Raw genomic sequence first — 20,892 nt, 5'->3', positions numbered from 1 at the left:
TAAGGATGGCGGGTGCGATCGCATCTCAGATATCTGGTGTCGGGAAGGGCGATCGGCTACAATAATTTAAGAACAACAATTGAGTCACCTTAAACATACAGAAAAAATGGAAAAAGTTTTTGTACATCCTGAATGTCCTTTTTCAGAAAACACATTTAACCTATTGGCACAATTTTATAAAAAAAATCCCCGATCAGATTTTTACCGCGAACACAAAAAAGATTTCTTAAAATATGTAGAAGAGCCAGTCAAGTATATTTTAAGCCAGGTGGAAGATCTGTTGCCTGATTTTATTAAAAAATATATAAATATCAAGTATGAGAAAGTTGGGGAGAGCATTGCAATCAACGATTCGCAATCAATAGCGTACAGTGTAGCTTTGGGTTTAGAAGATCTCTCTTCTCTGGATAATAATCCTCAGTTAATGATAAAGTTTGAAAACCAAAAATTAACTTTTGGTTTTTACTCAAATATAAAAAATATTCCGGAAATTATTGACAATTATTATTCTAATAATAAACCTAAAACACGCCTTCACGAACTGCTTCAAATATATAAATTTCCCAATAAGGCTTATTGCTATTTGACTCACAAAATAGAACCCAGAGATAACCAAAACGGGCTATTTGCTACCCATATAGAAAAATATGAAAAAATTAAATGTATTAATGAATTATTACTCTACTTGTTTAAGTTACAACAACAACCAGACTTTCCATCCAGACATAACATTAATAGTATTCAGGTGAGTGTCTCACTTGAATCAGAAGAAATATTAGGATATTCTGCTCAACAGTTAATTCATAAAATCACACAAGCATTTAAAAAAGTCTTTCCATTGTTTTTATTATTCAATCAGTGCGATGATCGCTCACCTTTTCGTATTAGTGAATATCTTTCAGTCTATGAAAATAAATTTAATCCAGAGTATCAACTCGAAAAAATTTCACAAATTACTGGTTTTCAAACAACCCAACTAACCCAATGGATACAGGCCATTAACCGCAAAGGCCAAGCCATCATCCAAGGCCCACCCGGAACCGGAAAAACCTTCATAGCCGAAAAACTAGCCAAACACTTAATCGGCGGCCGTGACGGTTTCTCAGACATTATCCAATTTCACCCCGCCTACACCTACGAAGACTTTATCGAAGGCCTCCGCCCAATAACTCAAAACGGACAATTAACCTACTCAATAGTTCCCGGTAGGTTCCTAGAATTCTGCGAAAAAGCCGAAGTCTGTGAAGACATTTGTGTTCTCATTATTGATGAAATTAATCGCGCAAATCTATCTCAAGTCTTTGGCGAATTAATGTATCTCCTAGATGACCGACAAGACACAAAACGCTTTATTACACTAGCCAGCGGTAAACTATTTAGAATCCCTACAAATGTCCGCATTATCGGCACAATGAACACCGCAGACCGTTCTATTGCCTTAGTCGATAACGCGCTCCGTCGCCGCTTCGCATTCATTCCCGTCTATCCAAACTATGAAGTCCTCCAACACTATCACCTAAAATGGCAAACTCGTTTTCCAGTTGATAAATTAACTAGCATTCTAGAAGATGTCAATCGCGCAATTAACAACAAACACTATGAACTCGGCATCTCCTTCTTTTTGACAAAAACCTTAGCTAAAGATATCCAAGATATTTGGCAAATGGAAATCGAGCCATACCTCGAAGAATACTTCTTTGATAACCAAGCAAAAATGAAGTAATTTCTCTGGAATAAAATCCAAGATAAATTGATCAAGTGATAATTTTATGAAACGAGAATCAACCCCCATCGAACTGAAAGAATATGAATTACGAATTTTAGATCGAGACTTAATCCCCGAATCAGTAGGAAAAAAAATACACCATAATTATGCCAAGGAAATCGAGATAGATTTTCCCAACCATAAAACACAAGATAAATGGCACTTAAAATCTAAAGGCAGAGTTGGCAACATTCCCATCACTTCAGAATTTCACATCGCCATCCGGCCCAAGGTTCCCATAAAAGACCTCTTCGGAATGATTGACTATGCCTACAACCTTAAGATAAAATTTCCCCAAGGCTCGATTCAGTGCGAATCTTTAGAACAAAGTTACGAGAGATTAGCTAACATTCTTGCCCAAAAAATTATAGAACGCTGTCGCAAAGGATTATATCGCGATTACTTATCCAAAACCGAAAGACTCGCCTACATTCGCGGCCGCGTCGATTTGCGGTCAGCCCTGCAAAAACCTTGGGATGTTAAACTAAAATGCCACTATAACGAACAAACAGGCGATATCGAAGACAATCAAATACTCGCTTGGACACTCTTCATCATTGGCCGCAGCGGTTTGTGCCGTGAATCTGTTTCATCCACTGTGCGAAAAGCCTTTCACGCACTCCAAGGATTTGTCACATTAAAACCTTTTAAATCAGAAGCTTGTATTGATAGAAATTATCACCGTTTGAATCAAGATTATCAACTTTTACACGCTTTATGTCGATTTTTTTTAGATAACACAGGGCCGAGTCACGAAACAGGCGATCGCGAAATGCTTCCTTTTCTCATAGACATGGCTAATTTATATGAACAATTTGTCGCTGAATGGCTCAAAGCAAATACACCAAAAGGCTTTTTTGTCAAACAACAGCACCGAGTCACCCATGACCAAAACTATTTCGATCGCATTGACTTACTCCTAGGCGATAGTGAAACAAAAAAAGTTCAATACGTCCTCGATACAAAATACAAAGCTGCCGATAAAGTAGACAGTGATGACCGTCATCAAATAGTTGCTTACGCAAAGGCCTTAAAGTGCCAAAATGCAATTCTCGTCTACCCGCAAAACCTCAAACAGCCACTAGATATAAAATATGACGATACCCGAGTTCGCAGTCTAACTTTTTCCCTAGATAGCGACCTCAATGAAGCAGGAAAAACCTTCTTAACCTCTCTACTTCCAAACACCCTCCCCTAACTCTACTCTGCGCCCTCTGCGCCCTCTGCGATGCATTTTCCCACAAAAAAAGAGGCGCAATTGCGCCTCTCAAATCTTTCATGTCAGGGTTCTAAACACTAACAGCCACTTTCGCTTCTTTTGCAGTCAACTTCTCGTAAGTCGCCCGCATCTTCAATCCGACTAACACTTGGAACAAACCAGTTCCATTGTTGGAACCAGGATATTCGCGGTGCTGGAGCAACAGGTGAGTTAACTCGCCTTCATACTTCGTTGAAGTCTTGCTCAAATGGCTTTCGATGTAAATAACTTCTTCGAGATTCTCGAATTGACCATCTACTTCCAAAATCGAGACTTCGTGACCGTAGAAAGCATCGGGCCCGTAGTACATCTTAATTCCGGGATAGGAACAAGTCAGCTTGCGGCCGCAAGGAACCCAGTTAATTGTTGAACCTTCGTCAAACAAATACGCAGGCTCAAAATTGGCGATGCCTTCGCGCTGGATCATCTGCACGCGCAGAACCTTCCGCTCTTTGTCATCTTTGATCAAGTTGGTCGGCAACACTTGAATTACCACATCAGCATATTGCTTTTGCGGGTCGATGTAGGCGGTAAAATCCGGTTTGCGAGCATTGATCGCAAACAGCACGTCTTCGTAACGGTGGCCCCGTTCCGCCATATCGCGCTGGATTTTCCAAGCAATTTTTACCTCGTCGCTGATGTCGAGGTAGACGCTGAAGTCGATGAGCGATCGAACTCGCTCGTCGTACAGGGGATGCAGCCCCTCAATCACAATCACGTGATTCGGCTCTACCCTTTCGGGCGGGTCGATCATACCGGTTTCGTGGTTGTAGATCGGCTTGTCGATCGCGTGACCTTCTTTGAGCGCCTTCATTTGCTCGGCCATCAGGTCAAAATTGTTCGCTCTGGGGTCAAGGGCTGTAATCCCTGTTTCCTTGCGCTGCTTGCGATCGAGACTGTGATAGTCGTCGAGGCAGATTACAGTCACGAAATCTTCCCCGAACAAATCTGTCAATCGGCGTAAAAAAGTAGATTTTCCGCATCCGGAATCTCCGGCAACGCCAATTAAAACCACGCGATCCGGCTTACTGGTCATAGTTTCCCTCTAACAAAATCACTGTTTACTAACTAACTCAAGTCTAGATTCCACAAAATTTCAGCCCGCAGGTAGCGACAAGCAGGCTTTATGCTGCTTTGCTACCCCGAGAGGATCGAGTTCTCACCAGCATACAGCAGTGAGTTGACTGCCTGCCCGGAAAGACCCAAGCAATCTTCAAGGCAAGTAATTAATACTAACTTTAGCGATTAATCTTACCAGAATGCGTCCGCCCCCTACAAGCTCAACCTCATTAAACTGCTGGAATATTCCTTTCTCTGGTGGGGCGCTCCCCAAATCAGAATGACTTATCGGGGCAGATCCCCCGATCGGGTAAAATATTGGCAGTACGCAGACAACAATAGCTATAGGTCAACAGCCGAACGCAATAGGGCTCGGTGAGCGCGGCGTTCGGCTAGTAGGGATTTGATACGCGAGCGATCGCAACTTCAACACTCCCGCCGGCGTGGCGAGGCCCAAAAATTGGCGAGGCCAATTAGTCCCGATGGCCTTAAGAAAAAAGTAAATTGAGTCTAACGTCACATTCTCTTTCTTTATAACTCTGTATCGTGAAGGAAAATCAACAAATGTACAGCCCAAGCATATCTGGTGTGGCGGCCAACTCAGAATCAGGCAGCCGCATCTTTGTTTACGAAGTGGAGGGTATGCGTCAGAGCCAAGCAACTGACCAAACAAGTAGCCCGATTCGCCGTAGTGGCAGCGTATTTATCTCCGTGCCCTACGAGCGCATGAATCAGGAAATGCGTAGAATTGCTCGCATGGGTGGAAGAATTGTCAGCATTCGCCCCTCAAACAGCGCTCCCGAAACAAATGGCAAAGTCGCACCAGAAGCAGGGCTACAGAGTCAGAAATCTGGAGAAAAAACTAAGCCCATGACTCAAGCCAAGGAAAAAGTTCAGGTTCCTGTTAACCTCTACAAGCCCGCCAATCCCTATATTGGTAAGTGCATTTCTACAGAAGAATTAGTCAGAGAAGGCGGCGAGGGTACAGTCCGTCACGTCAAATTTGACATTTCTGGAGGCAAGTTACACTATCTCGAAGGTCAAAGTATCGGGATTATTCCCGATGGCACAGATAAAAACGGCAAACCTCACAAAATCCGGCTGTATTCGATCGCCTCCACCCGTCACGGAGACGATGTAGACGACAAAACAGTCTCTCTGTGCGTCCGCCGCCTAGAGTACAAAAGCCCAGAAACCGGTGAAAAAGTCTTTGGTGTTTGTTCGACTTTTCTCACCGGTTTGCAACCTGGAGATGATGTCAAAATCACCGGCCCCGTAGGCAAGGAAATGCTGTTACCCGACGACGAAGAAGCCACCATTATTATGATGGCTACCGGTACGGGTATTGCTCCTTTCCGGGCTTACTTGTGGCGGATGTTTAAAGAAAACAATCCAGATTACAAGTTCAGAGGTTTAGCTTGGCTGTTCTTTGGAGTTGCTTACACTCCCAACATTCTCTATAAGGAAGAGTTGGAGCAATTGCAGCGCGAGTTCCCCGATAATTTCCGGTTGACTTATGCCATCAGCCGCGAGCAAAAGAATGTTGACGGCGGCAAGATGTACATTCAAAACCGGATTCAAGAGAACGCAGACCAATTGTGGGAATTGGTTCAAAAGCCGAATACTCACACTTATATCTGCGGTTTGAAGGGCATGGAAGGCGGAATTGATGAGGGAATGTCGGCCGCGTCTAGCAAGCACGGTGTTGACTGGGCTGGCTATCAGAAACAGTTGAAGAAAGAACACCGTTGGCACGTTGAAACTTATTAATGTGTTACCTGATTTAATCTGATTTGTAGGGTGGGCTTGGCTCGCCCTACAATTGTTTGTAGGGCAATTGTATCCAACTTGTAAGGTAGGGAATGCGTACCCTACAATACTATTTTGATTGCTCCGGTACGGGAATAGCCTACAATGGTTGTGGCTTAATTGAGTTTCTACGGGTCAAAGTCGTGGCTTTCAAAATTGGTTTGTTAGGTTTGGGTACAGTTGGCGCGGGAACAGCAGAGATTTTGCTCTCCCCAGATGGCCGCCATCCGCTGTTGCAGGAATTGGAAATCTATCGGGTGGGAGTGCGCGATATTTCTCGAACTCGGTCTTTACAATTGCCAGAAAATGTGCTGACAACTGACCTGGAAGCGATCGCAACTGACCCGGAAATTGATATTGTAGTAGAACTGATAGGCGGATTGGAACCGGCGCGATCGCTCATTCTGCAAGCTATTGCCAGCGGCAAGCACGTCGTCACTGCCAACAAAGCAGTTATCGCCCGCTACGGGAATGAAATCTTCGAGGCCGCCAACAAAAAAGGCGTTTACGTAATGCTAGAAGCTGCTGTCGGCGGCGGCATTCCGGTCATTCAAAGCCTCAAACAATCTTTAGGTGCAAACCGCATTCAAACTGTCACCGGCATCGTCAACGGCACAACTAATTACATCCTGACGCGGATGCAAACAGAAGGCGCAGACTTTGCCGAAGTGCTCGCCGACGCTCAGCAATTAGGTTATGCTGAAGCTGACCCCACAGCAGATGTAGATGGATTAGATGCTGCCGATAAAATTGCTATTTTAGCCTCGCTAGCTTTTGGCGGACGCATCAAATTAGCCGATGTTCACTGCGAAGGTATTAGAAAAGTTAGTGCGGCGGATATTAACTACGCCGACAAGCTGGGATTTGTGATTAAATTGTTGGCTATTGCTCAAGAAACCTCCCGCTACAATGGCAAGCAAGCGGAGGCAGAAAGCGAACTGCTATCAATTCGAGTGCATCCTACTTTTGTGCCAAAAACTCATCCGCTGGCGAGTGTCAACGGGGTTTACAATGCAATTTTAGTTGAAGGAGAGCCGATCGGGCAATTGATGCTGTACGGGCGCGGCGCCGGTGCAGGCCCAACAGCTAGCGCCGTAGTATCCGACATTATGAATGTGGCGGCCATCCTGAAAACCGAAACTGTTCCGATTCCCCATCCTTTGCTGAGTTGCAGTCACCAACACTACTGCAAAATTGCTCCGATGCAGGAACTTGTTACTCGCTTTTACGCCCGTTTTCTGACGCGCGATACTCCGGGGGTAATTGGCAAACTCGGCACTTGTTTCGGCAACCACAAAGTTAGTTTAGAATCTGTTGTGCAGACGGGAATTCGCGGCGATTTAGCAGAAATTGTCGTCGTGACTCACGATGTTAGGGAAGGAAATTTTCAACAAGCACTCGATGAAATTCGCGCCCTGGAAGCAGTCGATAGTGTTGCTAGCACGTTGCGAGTTTTGTAAAAGTGATTTGCTAGGGGCGGGTTTCACCGACAATATGTGCCAATAATTGACAATCTCTAAAACCCGCCCTCGCCCAACGGTAAATCCCGACGTACATTTTTCGCCTTTGATATAAGTAAAATTTGATGTGGGCTATCTGTTGTGTGCGGGCGGGTTTATGTAGATTGTTTGTGGTAATTAAATATTGTTGGTAAAATCGGCGGCTACGCGATAATGAAAGGAACAGAATTCGATTTTGTCGATCGCCAAACGGGAAGGCACTTGCTAGATTCCCTCTATGAAAAGTTTGCCAAACCCCAACTGCACGATACTTTTAAACCCAATAATCCTTCAATTTACATTCGACACGAAGAAGGGCAAGTTGTTGATGGAAATTATATCATAAAAAAAGTGTTTGAAGACTCTCGCACTGGTTTTTATGCTGAAAGTCGCATCCCCATTTCTGGCAATAATCCGCCTGTTTTTGTGATTCGCGGCTACGGTTCTTGGTATCCTTTCGAGCGCGTTTTGGAAGATACGCCCGATGTATTTATGGCCAAACTAGAACGCCAGTTAAACTCGGCGCAAACTGTGGGTGCTATTGATTGGATCAAGCAACAATTTTACAGCGGAAATCCGCCGGATGTCATCGGAGAAAGTTTGGGCGGCAAAGTTGCTCAGCAAATAGCCGCAAAATACCCGGATTATATTAGATGCACTGTAATTTTTAATTCTTTGGGCGTTTCGGAAAAGTTAGCGAAAGCTTCCACGGCTAACAATGTTTTTCACTACTTTACTTTAGGCGAAAGGTATGCTTTCTGGGCGAATGAAGGCGATTACATACCGGGAACGATTTTTGTGATTTCCCAGAAAGGCAACAACTGTTGTTATAAAATCGAAGAGGCGATCGTCCGAATGGCGCGTTTTGAAGGCAAGTTTCTCAAAAGACGCGCGATTGTGGCAATATTGGCTCAGTTGCTTTTGGTAAACAGACACAATGCGATCGTCCTCAACAAGCGACGGCCAGTAGTCGTTCAGATCGATCGCACTCAATTGCAAATTTTCCGAAAAAAGCGCTTTGTTTAAACTCAGACAGAATTGCTTCAGGCCGCAGATGGCTGGTTTTCCCGCGCTGCGACGGCCAGAAGCAGACAAAGTGCTGCGATCGCTTTTTCCCATTCTTGCTTTACAGCGGTGGGTTGAACTTCATCAAAGGCGCTAACTAAACGAGGGATCGCTCGTTCTAAGGCCTGTCTGGGAATTGATTTGTGCAGATCGACTAAACGAGTTAAACTTTCTTGATTCTTCAAAAAACCGACTACCCATTTCGTAGTATGATCGGGACTCTCAGGGACGTTTTTAATTCCTAGTTCTGTTTGCAACCAGTCGTAAAAAGGCGGCAGCTTTTGAGCTAAAACAGTTCCAGCAGTTGGCAAAGTTTCTTTGAGCAAATTAGTATCCAGGCTTTCCAAGACTTGATTGAATTCCGGTGAATCCAGCAAGGTGGTTAATGGAAGTGAAAGCAGCGCTTCAGAAGCGTCAGGGGATACATTTAAAGTCCGCGAAAATGTTTGCAGCATTGGAAAGTCTCTGGTATCGATGACTTTTTTAGCCTAACAATCACGCGAATCAATGAATATGAGCTACCTCATAGTAGCAAAATTGTAACATCTCGATCGCCAAAGAAGCATCTAAATCTAGCTGTCTGCATCTGCGGTTAATAATTTGCCATCAAATATTCTACACAAATTCTCCCTTAGCAACCATCACCACCTTACCGCCAACCAAAACTGCTATTTCCCCTTCATTCTTAGTGGCTTGTAACAACAGCAAAGAAGGTCGATAGATTTCATAACCTTGCTCAACTCTCACATCAATCTTTGCTTCCCCATAATAAGCATATTCTACCAAATATGCCGCCAAGCAGCCGTTAGCACTGCCAGTCGCCGGATCTTCTGGAATTCCTAATGAATGGGCAAAAACTCGCACGCTTAAATCATTAATGTCGCTGTAAGTTTCTGGGCAAAATATCAAAATTTCTTTCGCTTCTGTGGTATCAATCAGCTCAAAATATCTATCTAAGTTGACTTGAGCTTTTTTGAGCGAGGCGAGAGTTTTTAACGGTACAATAATAAAAGGCACTCCGGTCGAAACTTCTTGAATGGGGAAGTTGGCATCAATTTCATCTGGTTCTAAATTCAAGACATTTGCCAGAGTCTCGGCTGATAAAACTTGACCAAAACTAGGCGGATTTTGTCGCATCCACAAAATATCTGCCGATTCATTGTGATAATTAAAAGTGACGGGGATTTGACCGACGGCTAGATTGAGAATTACTCGATCGACCTTTGCGCGAATAATCTCTTGCTGCAACACAAACGCAGTGCCCAAAGTCGGATGACCGGCAAAAGGCAATTCCTTCTTGGGCGTGAATATCCGCACGTCATAGCCGCAATCTCGCGGATCGGGCGATCGAATAAACGTAGTTTCTGAATAATTGATTTCCCTCGCTATCAGCAGCATTTGGGCCTCAGATAGTTCGGCAACTCCCGCACCGCAAAATACAGCTAGTTGATTGCCAGCATATTTTGACTCCGCAAACACGTCAACTATATAAAAATTCACCTTTCCCTCGTTCAACAGTAGTTTGTGTAGCAGCGGTTTCAACCGCCTCCTCCTTATAAAAGAAGTTTTTAACTTGCTATTTCAAACAGCGAATTGCCTCCAACATACCCCGGGCTTTATTGAGCGTTTCTTCGTACTCCATATCCGGGTTAGAATCAGCAACCAAACCAGCACCTGCTTGCACAGAAACCGAATGTTTGTCACTACCTAAAGAACGAACAACCATAGTCCGAATTGCGATCGCACTATTCAATTGTCCCTCAAAATCATAATACCCGTAAACCCCAGAATACGGCCCCCGGCGGCAACCTTCCAACTCGTGCACAATCTCCATCGCCCGAATCTTCGGAGCACCGCTAACCGTACCCGCAGGAAAACCAGCTTTCAACAAATCCCAAGCTGTCTTATCCTCAGCCAATTCTCCCACCACATTGCTCACAATGTGCATGACGTGAGAATAACGCTCAATTTCCATTAATTCGTCAACTTTTACAGTACCGTTTCGACATACTCTGCCTAAATCATTCCTGCCCAAATCAACTAACATGACGTGTTCCGCAATTTCTTTCGGATCTTGCAGCAATTCAGCAGCCAAAGCATCATCTTCTTGAGGAGTTTTACCCCGGCGGCGAGTGCCGGCAATCGGTCGCAAAGTGGCAATCTTTTTGCCATCAGCAGTATTTTCCGCCTTCACCATAATCTCGGGACTCGAACCGATAATCTGCCAATCTCCGAAATGAAAATAAGCCATGTACGGAGAAGGATTTATGAGACGCAAAGAGCGGTAAAGTGCAAAAGAATCGCCGCTGTATTCAGCCTCTAGTCGCTGCGAAATAACTACTTGAAAAATATCTCCCGCTTTGATATAATCCTTAGCCTTTAAGACATTAGCACAATACTTTTCACGGGTAATATTGCTCGTGTAAGCCAATTCTGTATTTCCGGTTGTGGAACGGGCATCTTGCCCGTTATTGGGAGGTGTCCATTCTATGAGAGTAGATTGGCGGGAAAGCGGCGATTGCAGCTTCTGAACTAACTTGCCAACCCGATCGCAGGCTTGCTGATAAGCATCGGCCAAATCAACGCCAACCTCCCGCAAATCCGCATAGGCGACGGCCCAAATTTTCCGCTTCACCTGGTCGAAAATCAGCAAATTATCCACCTGCATCCACAATCCATCCGGCAAATCATTCTCGCTGGCTGGATGCACGGGAACTCGCGGTTCTATCCACTTAATTAACTCGTAACCCCAAAAACCGAATAACCCGCCAATTCCCGGCGGCAACTGCGGCAATTTCACCGGTTGATAAGACTCCAAACATTCAGTTAAAGCTACAAACGGATCGCCCGTAAATACTTTTTCGGAACCGTCACGGTAAACTTGAGTTGTGCGAGATCCCCTTGCCTCCAAAATCCACAACGGATCGCACCCTAAGAAACTATAACGCCCAAGTTTTTCCCCACCTTCCACCGACTCCAGCAGAAAACTGTAAGGTTGACCCGCACAAACCCGATACCACGCAGATACCGGCGTATCCAAATCAGCAACCCATTCTTGATACACGGGTACAAAATTGCCTTGTTTCGCCAGTTCCGAAAATTGTGAGAAATCGGGAAATATCATATATATCAGAAGGAAGAAGGAAGAAGGAAGAAGGAAGAAGGAAGAGGGAAGAAGAAAGAAAGAAGAAGGAAAATGCAATCCTGGCAATAATTTCAGCGATTAAAAGCGTCCTAACCGTCTTGGGTTCAATAAACAAAAGACGGAAACCAACATCCCTCCGGCGGCCGATACTCGCCAACTGCCATCACCGCCATCGGCTTGAGGGCGCGCAGCCCCTCTTTCAAGCACCAGCGAAACAAACTTGCGTACCTCAGCGGCAAGTGAAAAGCCAGCAATTCCCCGGGACTATACGCAGCAGCACCCAAGAGCAAAGCCTGCATATCCGCCTCGGTTTGGGCGACGCTGTGGCCCAAAGCAGACACCGCACAAGTATAAGCCACAATCTGACCTTGCCGGCAGGCAACGAAGGGAGAAAAGTCATTCAGGGCGTATTCAATCTCCGAAGTTCGATCGCACCCGCATACTTTTTCGCACAAAGCCGCACATTCACCAACATCCTCACTAGCCATCGGTCGCACCTCAAACCCATTCTGTGGCTGGCTGCGAAACTTCCCCTCCATTAACACGAAAGGTTCCTTCACCTCAAAACCCAAAGAAGCGTACAGCGACAGCGACGCCATATTAAAAGATTCATGAACCAAACGGATGCCCACAGCGTCGTGTCCGTGTTCCAGCAAAGCTTTCATGATTTCCCGTCCCGTGCCACGACCTTGAAAAGTTCGATCTACACTGACGGGCCCGATACCGCGAATTTGGTTGCGTTCGTCCATAAACCCGCAGCCGACAACGGCATCGGAGTTCTCGGCTACGATGCCAAAAAACAACGGACTTTCGATTAGCAAGCCCGTTATTTCGGTTGCAAACTCCAGCGTCGGAAAATCTGTAGGGAACAAGTGGCGATCGGAAATATCTTTAAAAGCTTCATAAGTAATGCCAGCGCAAACATCGATATCAGAAGGCTGCGCTCGCCTGATTACGACATTCATTTTTAATTTAACGATTAACTTTTAATAAGATTAGAAGTTTGCAGTAGTATTTTGGCGCTGCGGGCTTAGCCTGCTGCGTCAGAATACTACTGCAAAAACAAGTTTACAAGCTGAGCCTTACAGGGAATATTACCTATGTTTTGCTCAGCCATGCAGTCATGGTCTAAGGATCGAAAGTCTTCTTACCGCTGAACTTCAGCTTAGCCGGATTTGGATTGCTGCCAATATTGCGGTCAATCTTACCGTTGTAGGGACGACCTTCGTTCACCTTCTCAGGGAACACGCCATCCTTGGGATGCAGGTACTCAGTAGTACCGTCTGGAAACACGCGGTAAATTTTGTAGTTGGTGATTTTGAATTTAGCCCGCAGTTGCTGGCCGCCCAAAGCGATGCACTGCTCCTTCCGGGGCAGATGCAGCAAGTTGTCGCCTTGACGCATAATCGCAGCGCCACCCGTAGGCATTTCAAACACCTGCTCCTTGGGGCTAGTCCAAGTGATAGCGTACTTCTCTTCAACTAGCGCCTTGGTCAGCAAGCCGCCTGTGCTGCCGCCGAAGATTGGGGGTTGTCCAGTAAGTTGTTCGGCCATAGATATATCCAAAGGATTTTTACGGCATCGTATCATTGAGACTGCACGCTGTTCTCGAAATTGTAAGGAAAATTAACAGTTTTTTGGCGATCGATCTTTTCTGATAATTGATAATTAGTAATTAATAATTGATAATTGGTAATTTTCACCAAAGCTAGAAAACAGAATTAGGTAGCACGAATCCCGAAAAAATAATCAAAAAAAAAACAGCAATTATTCTGGTGCTTGTGGGGCACCCGAATAATCGCACATTCCCCCTCTTTCCCCCCACACACGATCGAACAATTTACCGCGCCAACCCTAAGTCAAGAACCAATTAGGGTCATAGCCACGCGGAATTTGGCTCAAAGCAGTCCAAGTTTCTTGATTGACAATCCCGTCGGCCTCAATCCCAAAGCTTTTTTGAAATGCCCGAACAGCTTTGTCCGTCAAAGTAGCAAAGTCGCCGTCAATTTTACCGCCATAATGCTTGGAAATTTTGAGAACTTCCTGAACAGTAGCGACTGCTTCTCCAGAACTGCCCAATCTGAGTACCGGCATATTAACTGGAGCACCAGTATAAAGCGCCTCCCAAGTCAGCGGCCCGACAATACCGTCCGGCGACAAGAAAACCCGAAACTGAAACAGTTTCACAGAAAATTCAACTGCTTTGTTAAAAATTCCTTTAGCAGGATGCCGATAAAGTTGCAACTTGGTTAGCAGTTGTTCTAGTTCCAATACCGCTTTACCTTCAGAACCTAATTGTAGTTGTGGCTTTTTGGCCATAGGTTGAGTAGATTTCATCTGGGTTGTAGGTGACATAATCGATTTTCCTAACCTCTAGGTTTGAGTATTCTTCTGGAAAAAAAGTTTTTCCGGGCGAAACATTTGCATTCTCAAATTTTCACGAATCAACACTGGCGTCGGCAGTGCCTCAACAGATTCGAGCGACTTTTACCATCTCACGACTTGTGGACAGGAGACTTATACCATTTTAGATTTTAGATTTTAGATTTTAGATTCGGCATGACTGATTACTATCGGGGTTGGTAGCTTACCTACAGTTGGATTCTTTTTTTAAACTGATATTAATTTTCGGCAGCCTCCCTAGCTATTCTGTCGCCAAACCGGCTTTAAGACGGCAAGCGCATCCTGAATCTGCTTTGATACTTTTGATTTTAAAGCTGAACACCGCGTGGTCACATCACCTTTAAGGCTGATCTCACAGGGTGAGGATTGAGGGTGAGAAAGGGTGTAGCAGCCGAGGCTGGTTTTGTGAAAACTTTTCTGTGCTATCGTGTCTCGGTCGATCGATTAACTCGATCGATACTTACGCGATCTGACACTCACAAACCCGGTTTTTTAACTTTGTCCCAGGGCTTTAAGCAAGTATTTTCGTTACCTGAAAAAACCGGAAATAATACACACAATTTTGATTCGCATTGCTGACAGCGGACGGGAAATACCGGAATCATATCAATCCCGGTAGCATCGGAATTGTATAATCCAGTCAACGGTCAACAATCACGGATGGGGCAACCGAAATCGATCTAATTCATCTGCGTTAATCTGTGTTGATATGCCCTCATCTGCGGTTCATAAAAAGAGAATGTATTAACCGCAGATGACAAGGGATTGACGCATATTAACGCAAAAATCGAGAAGAGAGATAGAAATAATTCCGCTGGTAACAGATTTGATATTAGTCATATAAAAATTATTTACAGCATTTTTTATAACTAAAGCAGAAGGCCAAGGTACGGGATTGGGACTGTCTATTGGCTATCAGATAGTAACTCAAAAACATTGGGGAACTTGGAAATGTTTGTCATCGCTAGAAGGTGGAATAGAGTTTGCGATCGGTATTCCAATGTAGGATAGACTGAGGGGTAGTTTCCAGTCATTAGTAATTAATCATTAGTGATTAGTCATGAGTTAACACTTGTCAATTGATTCTCAACAGTGGGAATAGTAAAGTGAAATTCACTTCCTCGGTCTTTCCCTGCGGAATCTACCCAAATTTTACCGCCCCAGCCAGCAACAATCTGCTTGCAAATTGCCAATCCCAAACCGGTACCCCCGGCGCTGCGGCGCAAAGCTCCTTCTTCTTGATAAAATCGATCGAACACTACTTTTAAACTATTAGCCTCTATTCCCCTCCCCGTATCAGCTACGAGCACTTCCACCATCCGAGAACCGTTGCATTTGGCTCGCACTGTCACGCTTCCTTGAGGTGTGGTGAATTTGCAAGCGTTGTCTAGCAGTTTGGAGAGCACCTCCACCAACCACTCTCCGTCAGCTTGTACTAAAGGCAAATCTGCGGACACTTCGGCGATAATTTCCGGTAACTGTTGATCGACAGTGCGCGATCGCACGCTGCTGAGGGCCAAATCAACGCATTCTTGCAGCGTCAGCGATTCTACATTCCATTGAACTCGCCCGCTTTCTAAGTGAGAAAGAGTTAAGAAATCCTGCACGAGTTTCCGCATTCTATCGGCATCACCGAGGGCAGTTTCTAACATGATTTGCCGCAATTCTGCGGGCATATCAGGTTCGGAGTTCAAACTTTCCAAACAAACTTGAATCGTAGAAAGCGGAGTGCGGAGTTCGTGTCCGGTGATGGCAATTAGATTGCTGCGAGTGCGGTCTAATGCTTCTAATTGTTGGTTGAGTTCTTCTAAATGAGCGTAAGTTTCTGCTTGAATTAAGGCGGCTCCGAGTTGGGTGGCGATCGCCTCTACTAATGCAATTTCGTCTTCTTCCCAAGGCAAAACCGATCGGCACTGGTGCATTTCCACCATTCCCAAAACCCGCCCCTGATAAAGCACTGGCACCATTAACCAAGAGACTATTTGCCAATTTTTTACAGTTTTTTCCAGGAATTGTGTATTGACAATCAGCGGGTGTTGTGCTGTGTCTTGAATGTAAACTCGCTCTTGCCGCGCCACCGCGTCGCTCCATATTTGATTTTCCTGCAACAGCCAAGTCTGCTCCAGCATGGAACTAGCGCCGGGTCCCAAAAACTCGCGATCGATTTTGGCCGCCACATCTGTGGCCTTGCACCGATAAATCAAACAGCGGCTTGCCGACAGGGCAGTGCCCAGTTCTTGCACTGCGACTTCGACAATTTCTTGTGGGTTGAGAGACTGCCGCATTGCCGTGGTAATTAAGTTTACCAGGCGTTCTTTGCGTTCCTGAGCGGCGATGGCGCTGTATGCTTTGAGCAGTTTGTGCTGGCCTGCTTGCAAGTAGGTTACTAAGCGTTCGGTAAAAGCATCGCTCAATTTGGGATTGGGAATTTTTGAGCTTTTTGCCGTACTTATGTCGGGTTTGGTGGCTTTGGAAGTGGCGGATTTCCTCGTTTTTTTCGGTGTTTTGAGCTTGTAAGCAGTTCGGGCTCGATCAATCTTTTCGGCCAATTCCGGGCGATATTTGACAATTCTATCGAGCAACAATGCGGCAGCTTTGGAGCTTACCTCGCGATCGAACGTCCAAATTCCTTCAAATCTGCGAGCTTGATCCATCAACTGCTGCCCGCGATCGTCCTGATTGTCGATCGGCACAATTTTTTCTTGACAAATCAGGCAAGTTGAGTAGTTTTGCCCCAGCACCACTAAGTGCCACTCTTTACTTAATCCGTCTTCCGGTGCAAACGCGACAGTTTCGTGACACTCTGAAGCATTTTTAAAGTCTGTTTCCGGTGCTGCCAGCACGTATACCTGAGACGAGCGTGAGGCAATTCGCCGGTAGCGGTGAGCTTCCTGGCGGTAGAAGCGCTCTCGCTGAAAGCTTGCAATGACTAGCGGTTCGTCGTCTGAACCCGCCAAAACCAAGTCTTCCATAGCGTGAGACAAAGCTGTCATGGAAGATTTGAAATAAATTTGTGCCCGCAGTTGGGGCAAAGCTTGCAGAAGTTCTGCCAGTAGCGAAATAGGGACGATCATCTAGCCTTAAACGTGCATTTTTGCCGATGACAACACAGGATCGATAGGAGGTTTAGAGCGATCCCTTTTCAGTATCTGATACATTTATGCGGCATAACACGACTGTTTAAGTCATATCATGCTAGCAATAGCACTTAGACGAATCTAAGCAGAGGTATCCCTCCAAGACCTTGAGTTCATCCCAAAGTCACCTGTTTTTACCTCTAGGTTTTGACGCTAACTCATCTATTCAGGCTTCGATTCGGGCGTTAGCACTCTCACCATTCAGACTTGTTAGGCACCGCTTGCTGATCTCTTGCATTATACTATTCTTGAGCTATTTGATATCAGTGCCATCAGTATCGGTTTTTGGCGAACCGGTTTTTGGCGATCGATCTGGCTAATCGGCAATTAAACTTTCAAAAATCACAAATAATTGGCCATTAGTTAAAAACTAACGGCCAATTATTTTGAGGACTTATATTCAATCTGGTTAGATGCGGAATGATACCGAGAGTGCGAGCATCCTCGCGATATCGTAAGCTCGCACTGAACTCGGAAAATGATTATTCCGATGCCAGCGGAAACGATTTTCACCAAAAATCTATGAAGAAAAAGAGTTTCGGACACCTAGGGTGTAAGTCCTATATTTTTTTGAGGCATCGCGCCTGAGTATAAATGCTGTGGCTGTGGTTGTATCAGGCTAGTTCGCCCCCTTCGTCGTTGCCGCCCGGAGATGATTTGTAGAGAGCATCTAATTGTTCGCGGGCGTCTTGCACAGTCAGCGAACGCATCACTAACAGCGGCTCATTGACAACGTTTCCGTGTTCGTCTAAAAGTTCTGGATGCGGTACAGATTGAGAGCGAGGATAGGATGCGTAGTGATTATTTGCCCTGAATTGTTGAGGGCGCTGGGACTCCATACCTACGGTGACTAGACTGCGGATTAAGTTACCGACTGCCAGAAAGGCTAGAACGGTAAAAGCTAAAATATAAAGCAGGTGCAACATTATTTTCTCCTCCGGGCTAAACAGCCACACAGCAATTTACAAATGTGTTTCAGCAAGTAATAACTTATTAACTGGAAATCGGTTTGAGGTTGTCAAGTGGGTGACCACATTTCCCAAGGTTTGGGATTTGACTGCGGGTTGAACTTGAACAGGCCTTTTTATTTTCCAGGGGGAGCTGACTGCAATGAGCGAAAACGCGCCGATACTTGCCAGCATTCGGCGAGCAGTCTGTGCCACGGCATTAGTGCTGCGGTTTCAATCCCAACTTGACCTCCGGTTGCTTGAAATAGAGCTTGAGCTGCGCCTACTTCTTGCTGAGCCTGTTTGACTCGCGCCACCAAGTCAGATTGATCTTCGCCGCTCAGAAAAGGAATTTCCTCAGTTTCTAAGAGGTTTGCCGATCGCTCAAACCAGTAATTGAAATCCTCTAACAGCGGTTCCAGTAACGCTTTGAGCAATTCTGATTCGGGCAAGTTGGAATTAAGCATGGATCAAAATTGGGTTATTTATTTATTATAATCTTAGACGGTCTTTACAATCTGTAACATATTTTCAACAAAAATTCAATGATTTAACAACAATTAGCAGGTGGGTGTGAATAAATTTAATTGTGTCAGCAGCGATTTTTGAGTCGAAATCCCCAAATCCTGCCGAATTAGTTTGCGAGCTCACGGGTGGTTAGAAAGCGGTTTTTTTCAGGCAAGACGGGTTAAAGCCCACCCAAATAGTAAAAAACCCGGTTTGTGAGAGTCGGAGTGCGGGACGTACTAAACCTCGCAACCCTGACAGGCCGTTGCTGTAATTTCCCGGAGTGTCCCCCAGCCGGAAGTCGGCGCTTGCTGTCCCAATCTGAGTAAGATAGAAGCAACTGCAACTAAATTAATTGCTAATTCAGCCGATGTCTAGCTCACAATCCATGTCCCCTCCAGAAGAGTCCGTTAAGATTGAGTTGCCCCGCACGAGTGAGTCGGAGGCACTAAAAAAAATTCGCCACACCACCTCCCACGTTATGGCGATGGCGGTGCAGAAGTTATTTCCCAAGGCGCAAGTAACGATCGGCCCTTGGATTGAAAACGGTTTCTATTATGACTTTGACACTCCCGAACCTTTTACGGAACAGGATTTAAAAGCCATTAAAAAAGAGATGATCAAAATCATCAACCGTAAATTGCCTGTAATTCGAGAAGAAGTCAGCCGCGAGGAAGCGGAACGCAGAATTAAGGAGATTAATGAACCTTACAAATTAGAAATTTTAGAAGGTTTGATAGAACCGATTACTCTTTACCATTTGGGCGAGGAATGGTGGGATTTGTGCGCTGGGCCTCACTTGGATAATACCAGTGAGTTGAATCCAAAGGCGATCGAGCTAGAAAGCCTAGCAGGCGCGTACTGGCGCGGCGACGAAACCAAAGCTCAGTTACAGCGCATTTACGGCACTGCTTGGGAAACTCCCGAACAGCTAGCAGCATACAAACACCGCAAAGAAGAAGCATTAAGGCGCGATCACCGCAAATTAGGTAAAGAATTAGGCTTATTTATTTTTGCCGATGCGGTGGGCCCGGGTTTGCCTTTGTGGACGCCGAAAGGCACTGTTTTGAGAAGTATTTTAGAAGATTACTTGAAACAAGAACAAATCAAGCGCGGCTATTTGCAAGTTGTGACTCCGCACATCGCTAGAGTCGATTTGTTCAAAATTTCTGGACATTGGCAAAAATACAAAGAAGATATGTTTCCGCTGATGGCGGAGGATGAAGAATCGGCAGCAAACGAACAGGGTTTTGTGATGAAACCGATGAACTGCCCTTTCCACATTCAGATTTACAAAAGCGAATTGCGTTCCTATCGCGAATTGCCGATGCGCTTAGCGGAATTTGGCACGGTTTACCGCTACGAACAATCGGGAGAATTGGGCGGTTTAACGCGGGTGCGCGGCTTTACGGTAGATGATTCCCACTTATTTGTGACGCCGGAACAGTTGGATGCAGAATTCTTGAATGTAGTGGATTTGATTCTGTCAGTCTTCAAGAGTCTGCAACTGAAAAACTTTAAAGCGCGTTTGAGTTTCCGCGATCCAAACAATTTAGAGAAATACATCGGTTCGGATGAAGCTTGGGAAAAGGCTCAAGGTGCAATCCGCCGCGCGGTGGAAACTTTGGGAATGAATTATTTTGAGGGAATTGGGGAAGCGGCTTTTTACGGGCCGAAACTCGATTTCATTTTCCAAGATGTCTTGGATAGAGAATGGCAATTAGGAACTGTTCAGGTAGATTACAATTTGCCAGAACGTTTTGATTTGGAATACGTTGCTGAAGACGGCACTCGCAAGCGTCCGGTGATGATTCACCGCGCTCCTTTCGGTTCTTTGGAACGCTTGATCGGGATTTTGATCGAGCAGTATGCGGGGGATTTTCCGCTGTGGCTGGCGCCGATTCAGGTGCGGTTGTTGCCTGTCAGCGCGGAGTTTTTGCCGTTTGCGAAGGAAGTGGCAGCGAAGATGAAGGCGCTCAATATTCGCGCTGAAGCTGATGAAGATAGCGAGCGTTTGGGCAAGTTGATTCGCAATGCTGAGAAGGATAAAATTCCGGTGATGGGTGTTGTGGGTGCGAAGGAAGTTGAGGCGAATAGTTTGAATATTCGGACTCGGGCTTCTGGGGAGTTGGGGGCGATTTCGGTTGATGAAGTGATTCGGAGGTTGCAGGGGGCGATTAGTAGTTACGGGGATTTTTAAGCGATTTTAATCGCAGATTTTAGAACGGGCGAGACGCCCGTTCCACAATTCACTTAATGGGCGTCTCTCCCCTTCCACGATTCACTTAACGGGCGAGA

Annotated in this window: 16 protein-coding genes; 6 read left to right on the top strand and 10 right to left on the bottom strand. The window is 45.4% G+C overall.

The genetic code is table 11. The features are described 5' to 3' along the window. The first annotated feature begins 106 nt into the window (after nt 1-106). Both QUA27_RS11805 and QUA27_RS11800 read left to right on the top strand, forming a co-directional pair. On the top strand, nt 107-1,723 hold the full coding sequence (locus tag QUA27_RS11805; RefSeq protein ID WP_333068150.1) for an McrB family protein: 1,617 nt from the start codon (nt 107-109) through the stop codon (nt 1,721-1,723). Nucleotides 1,724-1,769: 46 nt separating this feature from the next. Beyond that, nucleotides 1,770-2,963 (top strand): McrC family protein, encoded by a 1,194-nt coding sequence (locus QUA27_RS11800; RefSeq protein WP_333068149.1) that lies wholly within the window; start codon nt 1,770-1,772, stop codon nt 2,961-2,963. A gap of 91 nt (nt 2,964-3,054) precedes the next feature. Here the strand turns inward: QUA27_RS11800 and QUA27_RS11795 are convergent, their stop codons facing one another. After that, nucleotides 3,055-4,059: a phosphoribulokinase gene (locus QUA27_RS11795; RefSeq protein WP_333068148.1), complete on the bottom strand. Its 1,005-nt coding sequence runs from the start codon at nt 4,057-4,059 to the stop codon at nt 3,055-3,057. Between the two features lie 587 nt (nt 4,060-4,646). On the opposite strand from QUA27_RS11795, the gene cpcD/petH reads away from it, so the two are divergent. From cpcD/petH to QUA27_RS11780, 3 genes are all read left to right on the top strand, one after another. After that, nucleotides 4,647-5,852, top strand: coding sequence for a bifunctional rod-capping linker CpcD/ferredoxin--NADP reductase PetH (gene cpcD/petH, locus QUA27_RS11790; RefSeq protein WP_333068147.1), 1,206 nt, complete (start codon nt 4,647-4,649; stop codon nt 5,850-5,852). Between the two features lie 182 nt (nt 5,853-6,034). Then, the gene (locus QUA27_RS11785) at nt 6,035-7,351 is read left to right on the top strand and encodes a homoserine dehydrogenase (RefSeq protein ID WP_333068197.1); all 1,317 of its coding nucleotides are present in this window, start codon (nt 6,035-6,037) and stop codon (nt 7,349-7,351) included. Nucleotides 7,352-7,564: 213 nt separating this feature from the next. Continuing rightward, the gene (locus tag QUA27_RS11780; protein WP_333068146.1) at nt 7,565-8,416 is read left to right on the top strand and encodes a dienelactone hydrolase family protein; all 852 of its coding nucleotides are present in this window, start codon (nt 7,565-7,567) and stop codon (nt 8,414-8,416) included. Nucleotides 8,417-8,433: 17 nt separating this feature from the next. On the opposite strand, the gene QUA27_RS11775 is transcribed toward QUA27_RS11780, so the two are convergent. The 9 genes from QUA27_RS11775 to QUA27_RS11735 form a co-directional block, all read right to left on the bottom strand. Further along, nucleotides 8,434-8,910, bottom strand: coding sequence for a hypothetical protein (locus tag QUA27_RS11775; RefSeq protein WP_333068145.1), 477 nt, complete (start codon nt 8,908-8,910; stop codon nt 8,434-8,436). Nucleotides 8,911-9,070: 160 nt separating this feature from the next. Continuing rightward, complete coding sequence (locus QUA27_RS11770; RefSeq protein ID WP_333068196.1) at nt 9,071-9,955, bottom strand: PhzF family protein; 885 nt, start codon at nt 9,953-9,955, stop codon at nt 9,071-9,073. A gap of 76 nt (nt 9,956-10,031) precedes the next feature. After that, nucleotides 10,032-11,579: an anthranilate synthase component I gene (gene trpE, locus QUA27_RS11765; RefSeq protein ID WP_333068144.1), complete on the bottom strand. Its 1,548-nt coding sequence runs from the start codon at nt 11,577-11,579 to the stop codon at nt 10,032-10,034. A 125-nt stretch (nt 11,580-11,704) separates the two neighbouring features. Continuing rightward, nucleotides 11,705-12,565, bottom strand: a complete 861-nt coding sequence (locus tag QUA27_RS11760) for a GNAT family N-acetyltransferase (RefSeq protein ID WP_333068143.1) — start codon at nt 12,563-12,565, stop codon at nt 11,705-11,707. Nucleotides 12,566-12,728: 163 nt separating this feature from the next. Continuing rightward, nucleotides 12,729-13,154: a photosystem I reaction center subunit II PsaD gene (locus tag QUA27_RS11755; protein ID WP_332949173.1), complete on the bottom strand. Its 426-nt coding sequence runs from the start codon at nt 13,152-13,154 to the stop codon at nt 12,729-12,731. A 300-nt stretch (nt 13,155-13,454) separates the two neighbouring features. Then, a complete protein-coding gene (locus QUA27_RS11750) occupies nt 13,455-13,955 on the bottom strand; it encodes a peptidoglycan-binding domain-containing protein (RefSeq protein ID WP_333068142.1) in 501 nt (166 codons plus the stop codon). A gap of 1,106 nt (nt 13,956-15,061) precedes the next feature. After that, nucleotides 15,062-17,077 (bottom strand): DICT sensory domain-containing protein, encoded by a 2,016-nt coding sequence (locus QUA27_RS11745; RefSeq protein ID WP_333068141.1) that lies wholly within the window; start codon nt 17,075-17,077, stop codon nt 15,062-15,064. Nucleotides 17,078-17,754: 677 nt separating this feature from the next. Beyond that, nucleotides 17,755-18,066, bottom strand: a complete 312-nt coding sequence (locus tag QUA27_RS11740; RefSeq protein ID WP_333068140.1) for a DUF2973 domain-containing protein — start codon at nt 18,064-18,066, stop codon at nt 17,755-17,757. 158 nt (nt 18,067-18,224) lie between these two features. Further along, nucleotides 18,225-18,554: a DUF2605 domain-containing protein gene (locus QUA27_RS11735; RefSeq protein WP_333068139.1), complete on the bottom strand. Its 330-nt coding sequence runs from the start codon at nt 18,552-18,554 to the stop codon at nt 18,225-18,227. 410 nt (nt 18,555-18,964) lie between these two features. On the opposite strand from QUA27_RS11735, the gene thrS reads away from it, so the two are divergent. After that, nucleotides 18,965-20,794, top strand: a complete 1,830-nt coding sequence (gene thrS, locus QUA27_RS11730) for a threonine--tRNA ligase (protein WP_333068137.1) — start codon at nt 18,965-18,967, stop codon at nt 20,792-20,794. The last annotated feature ends 98 nt before the right edge of the window (nt 20,795-20,892 follow it).

The organism is Microcoleus harperi Pol14_C6 (assembly GCF_036701295.1).
Taxonomy (GTDB): domain Bacteria; phylum Cyanobacteriota; class Cyanobacteriia; order Cyanobacteriales; family Microcoleaceae; genus Microcoleus.
Note: the sequence above shows the minus strand (reverse complement) of the source record. Positions and strands in the feature narration are given on the sequence as shown.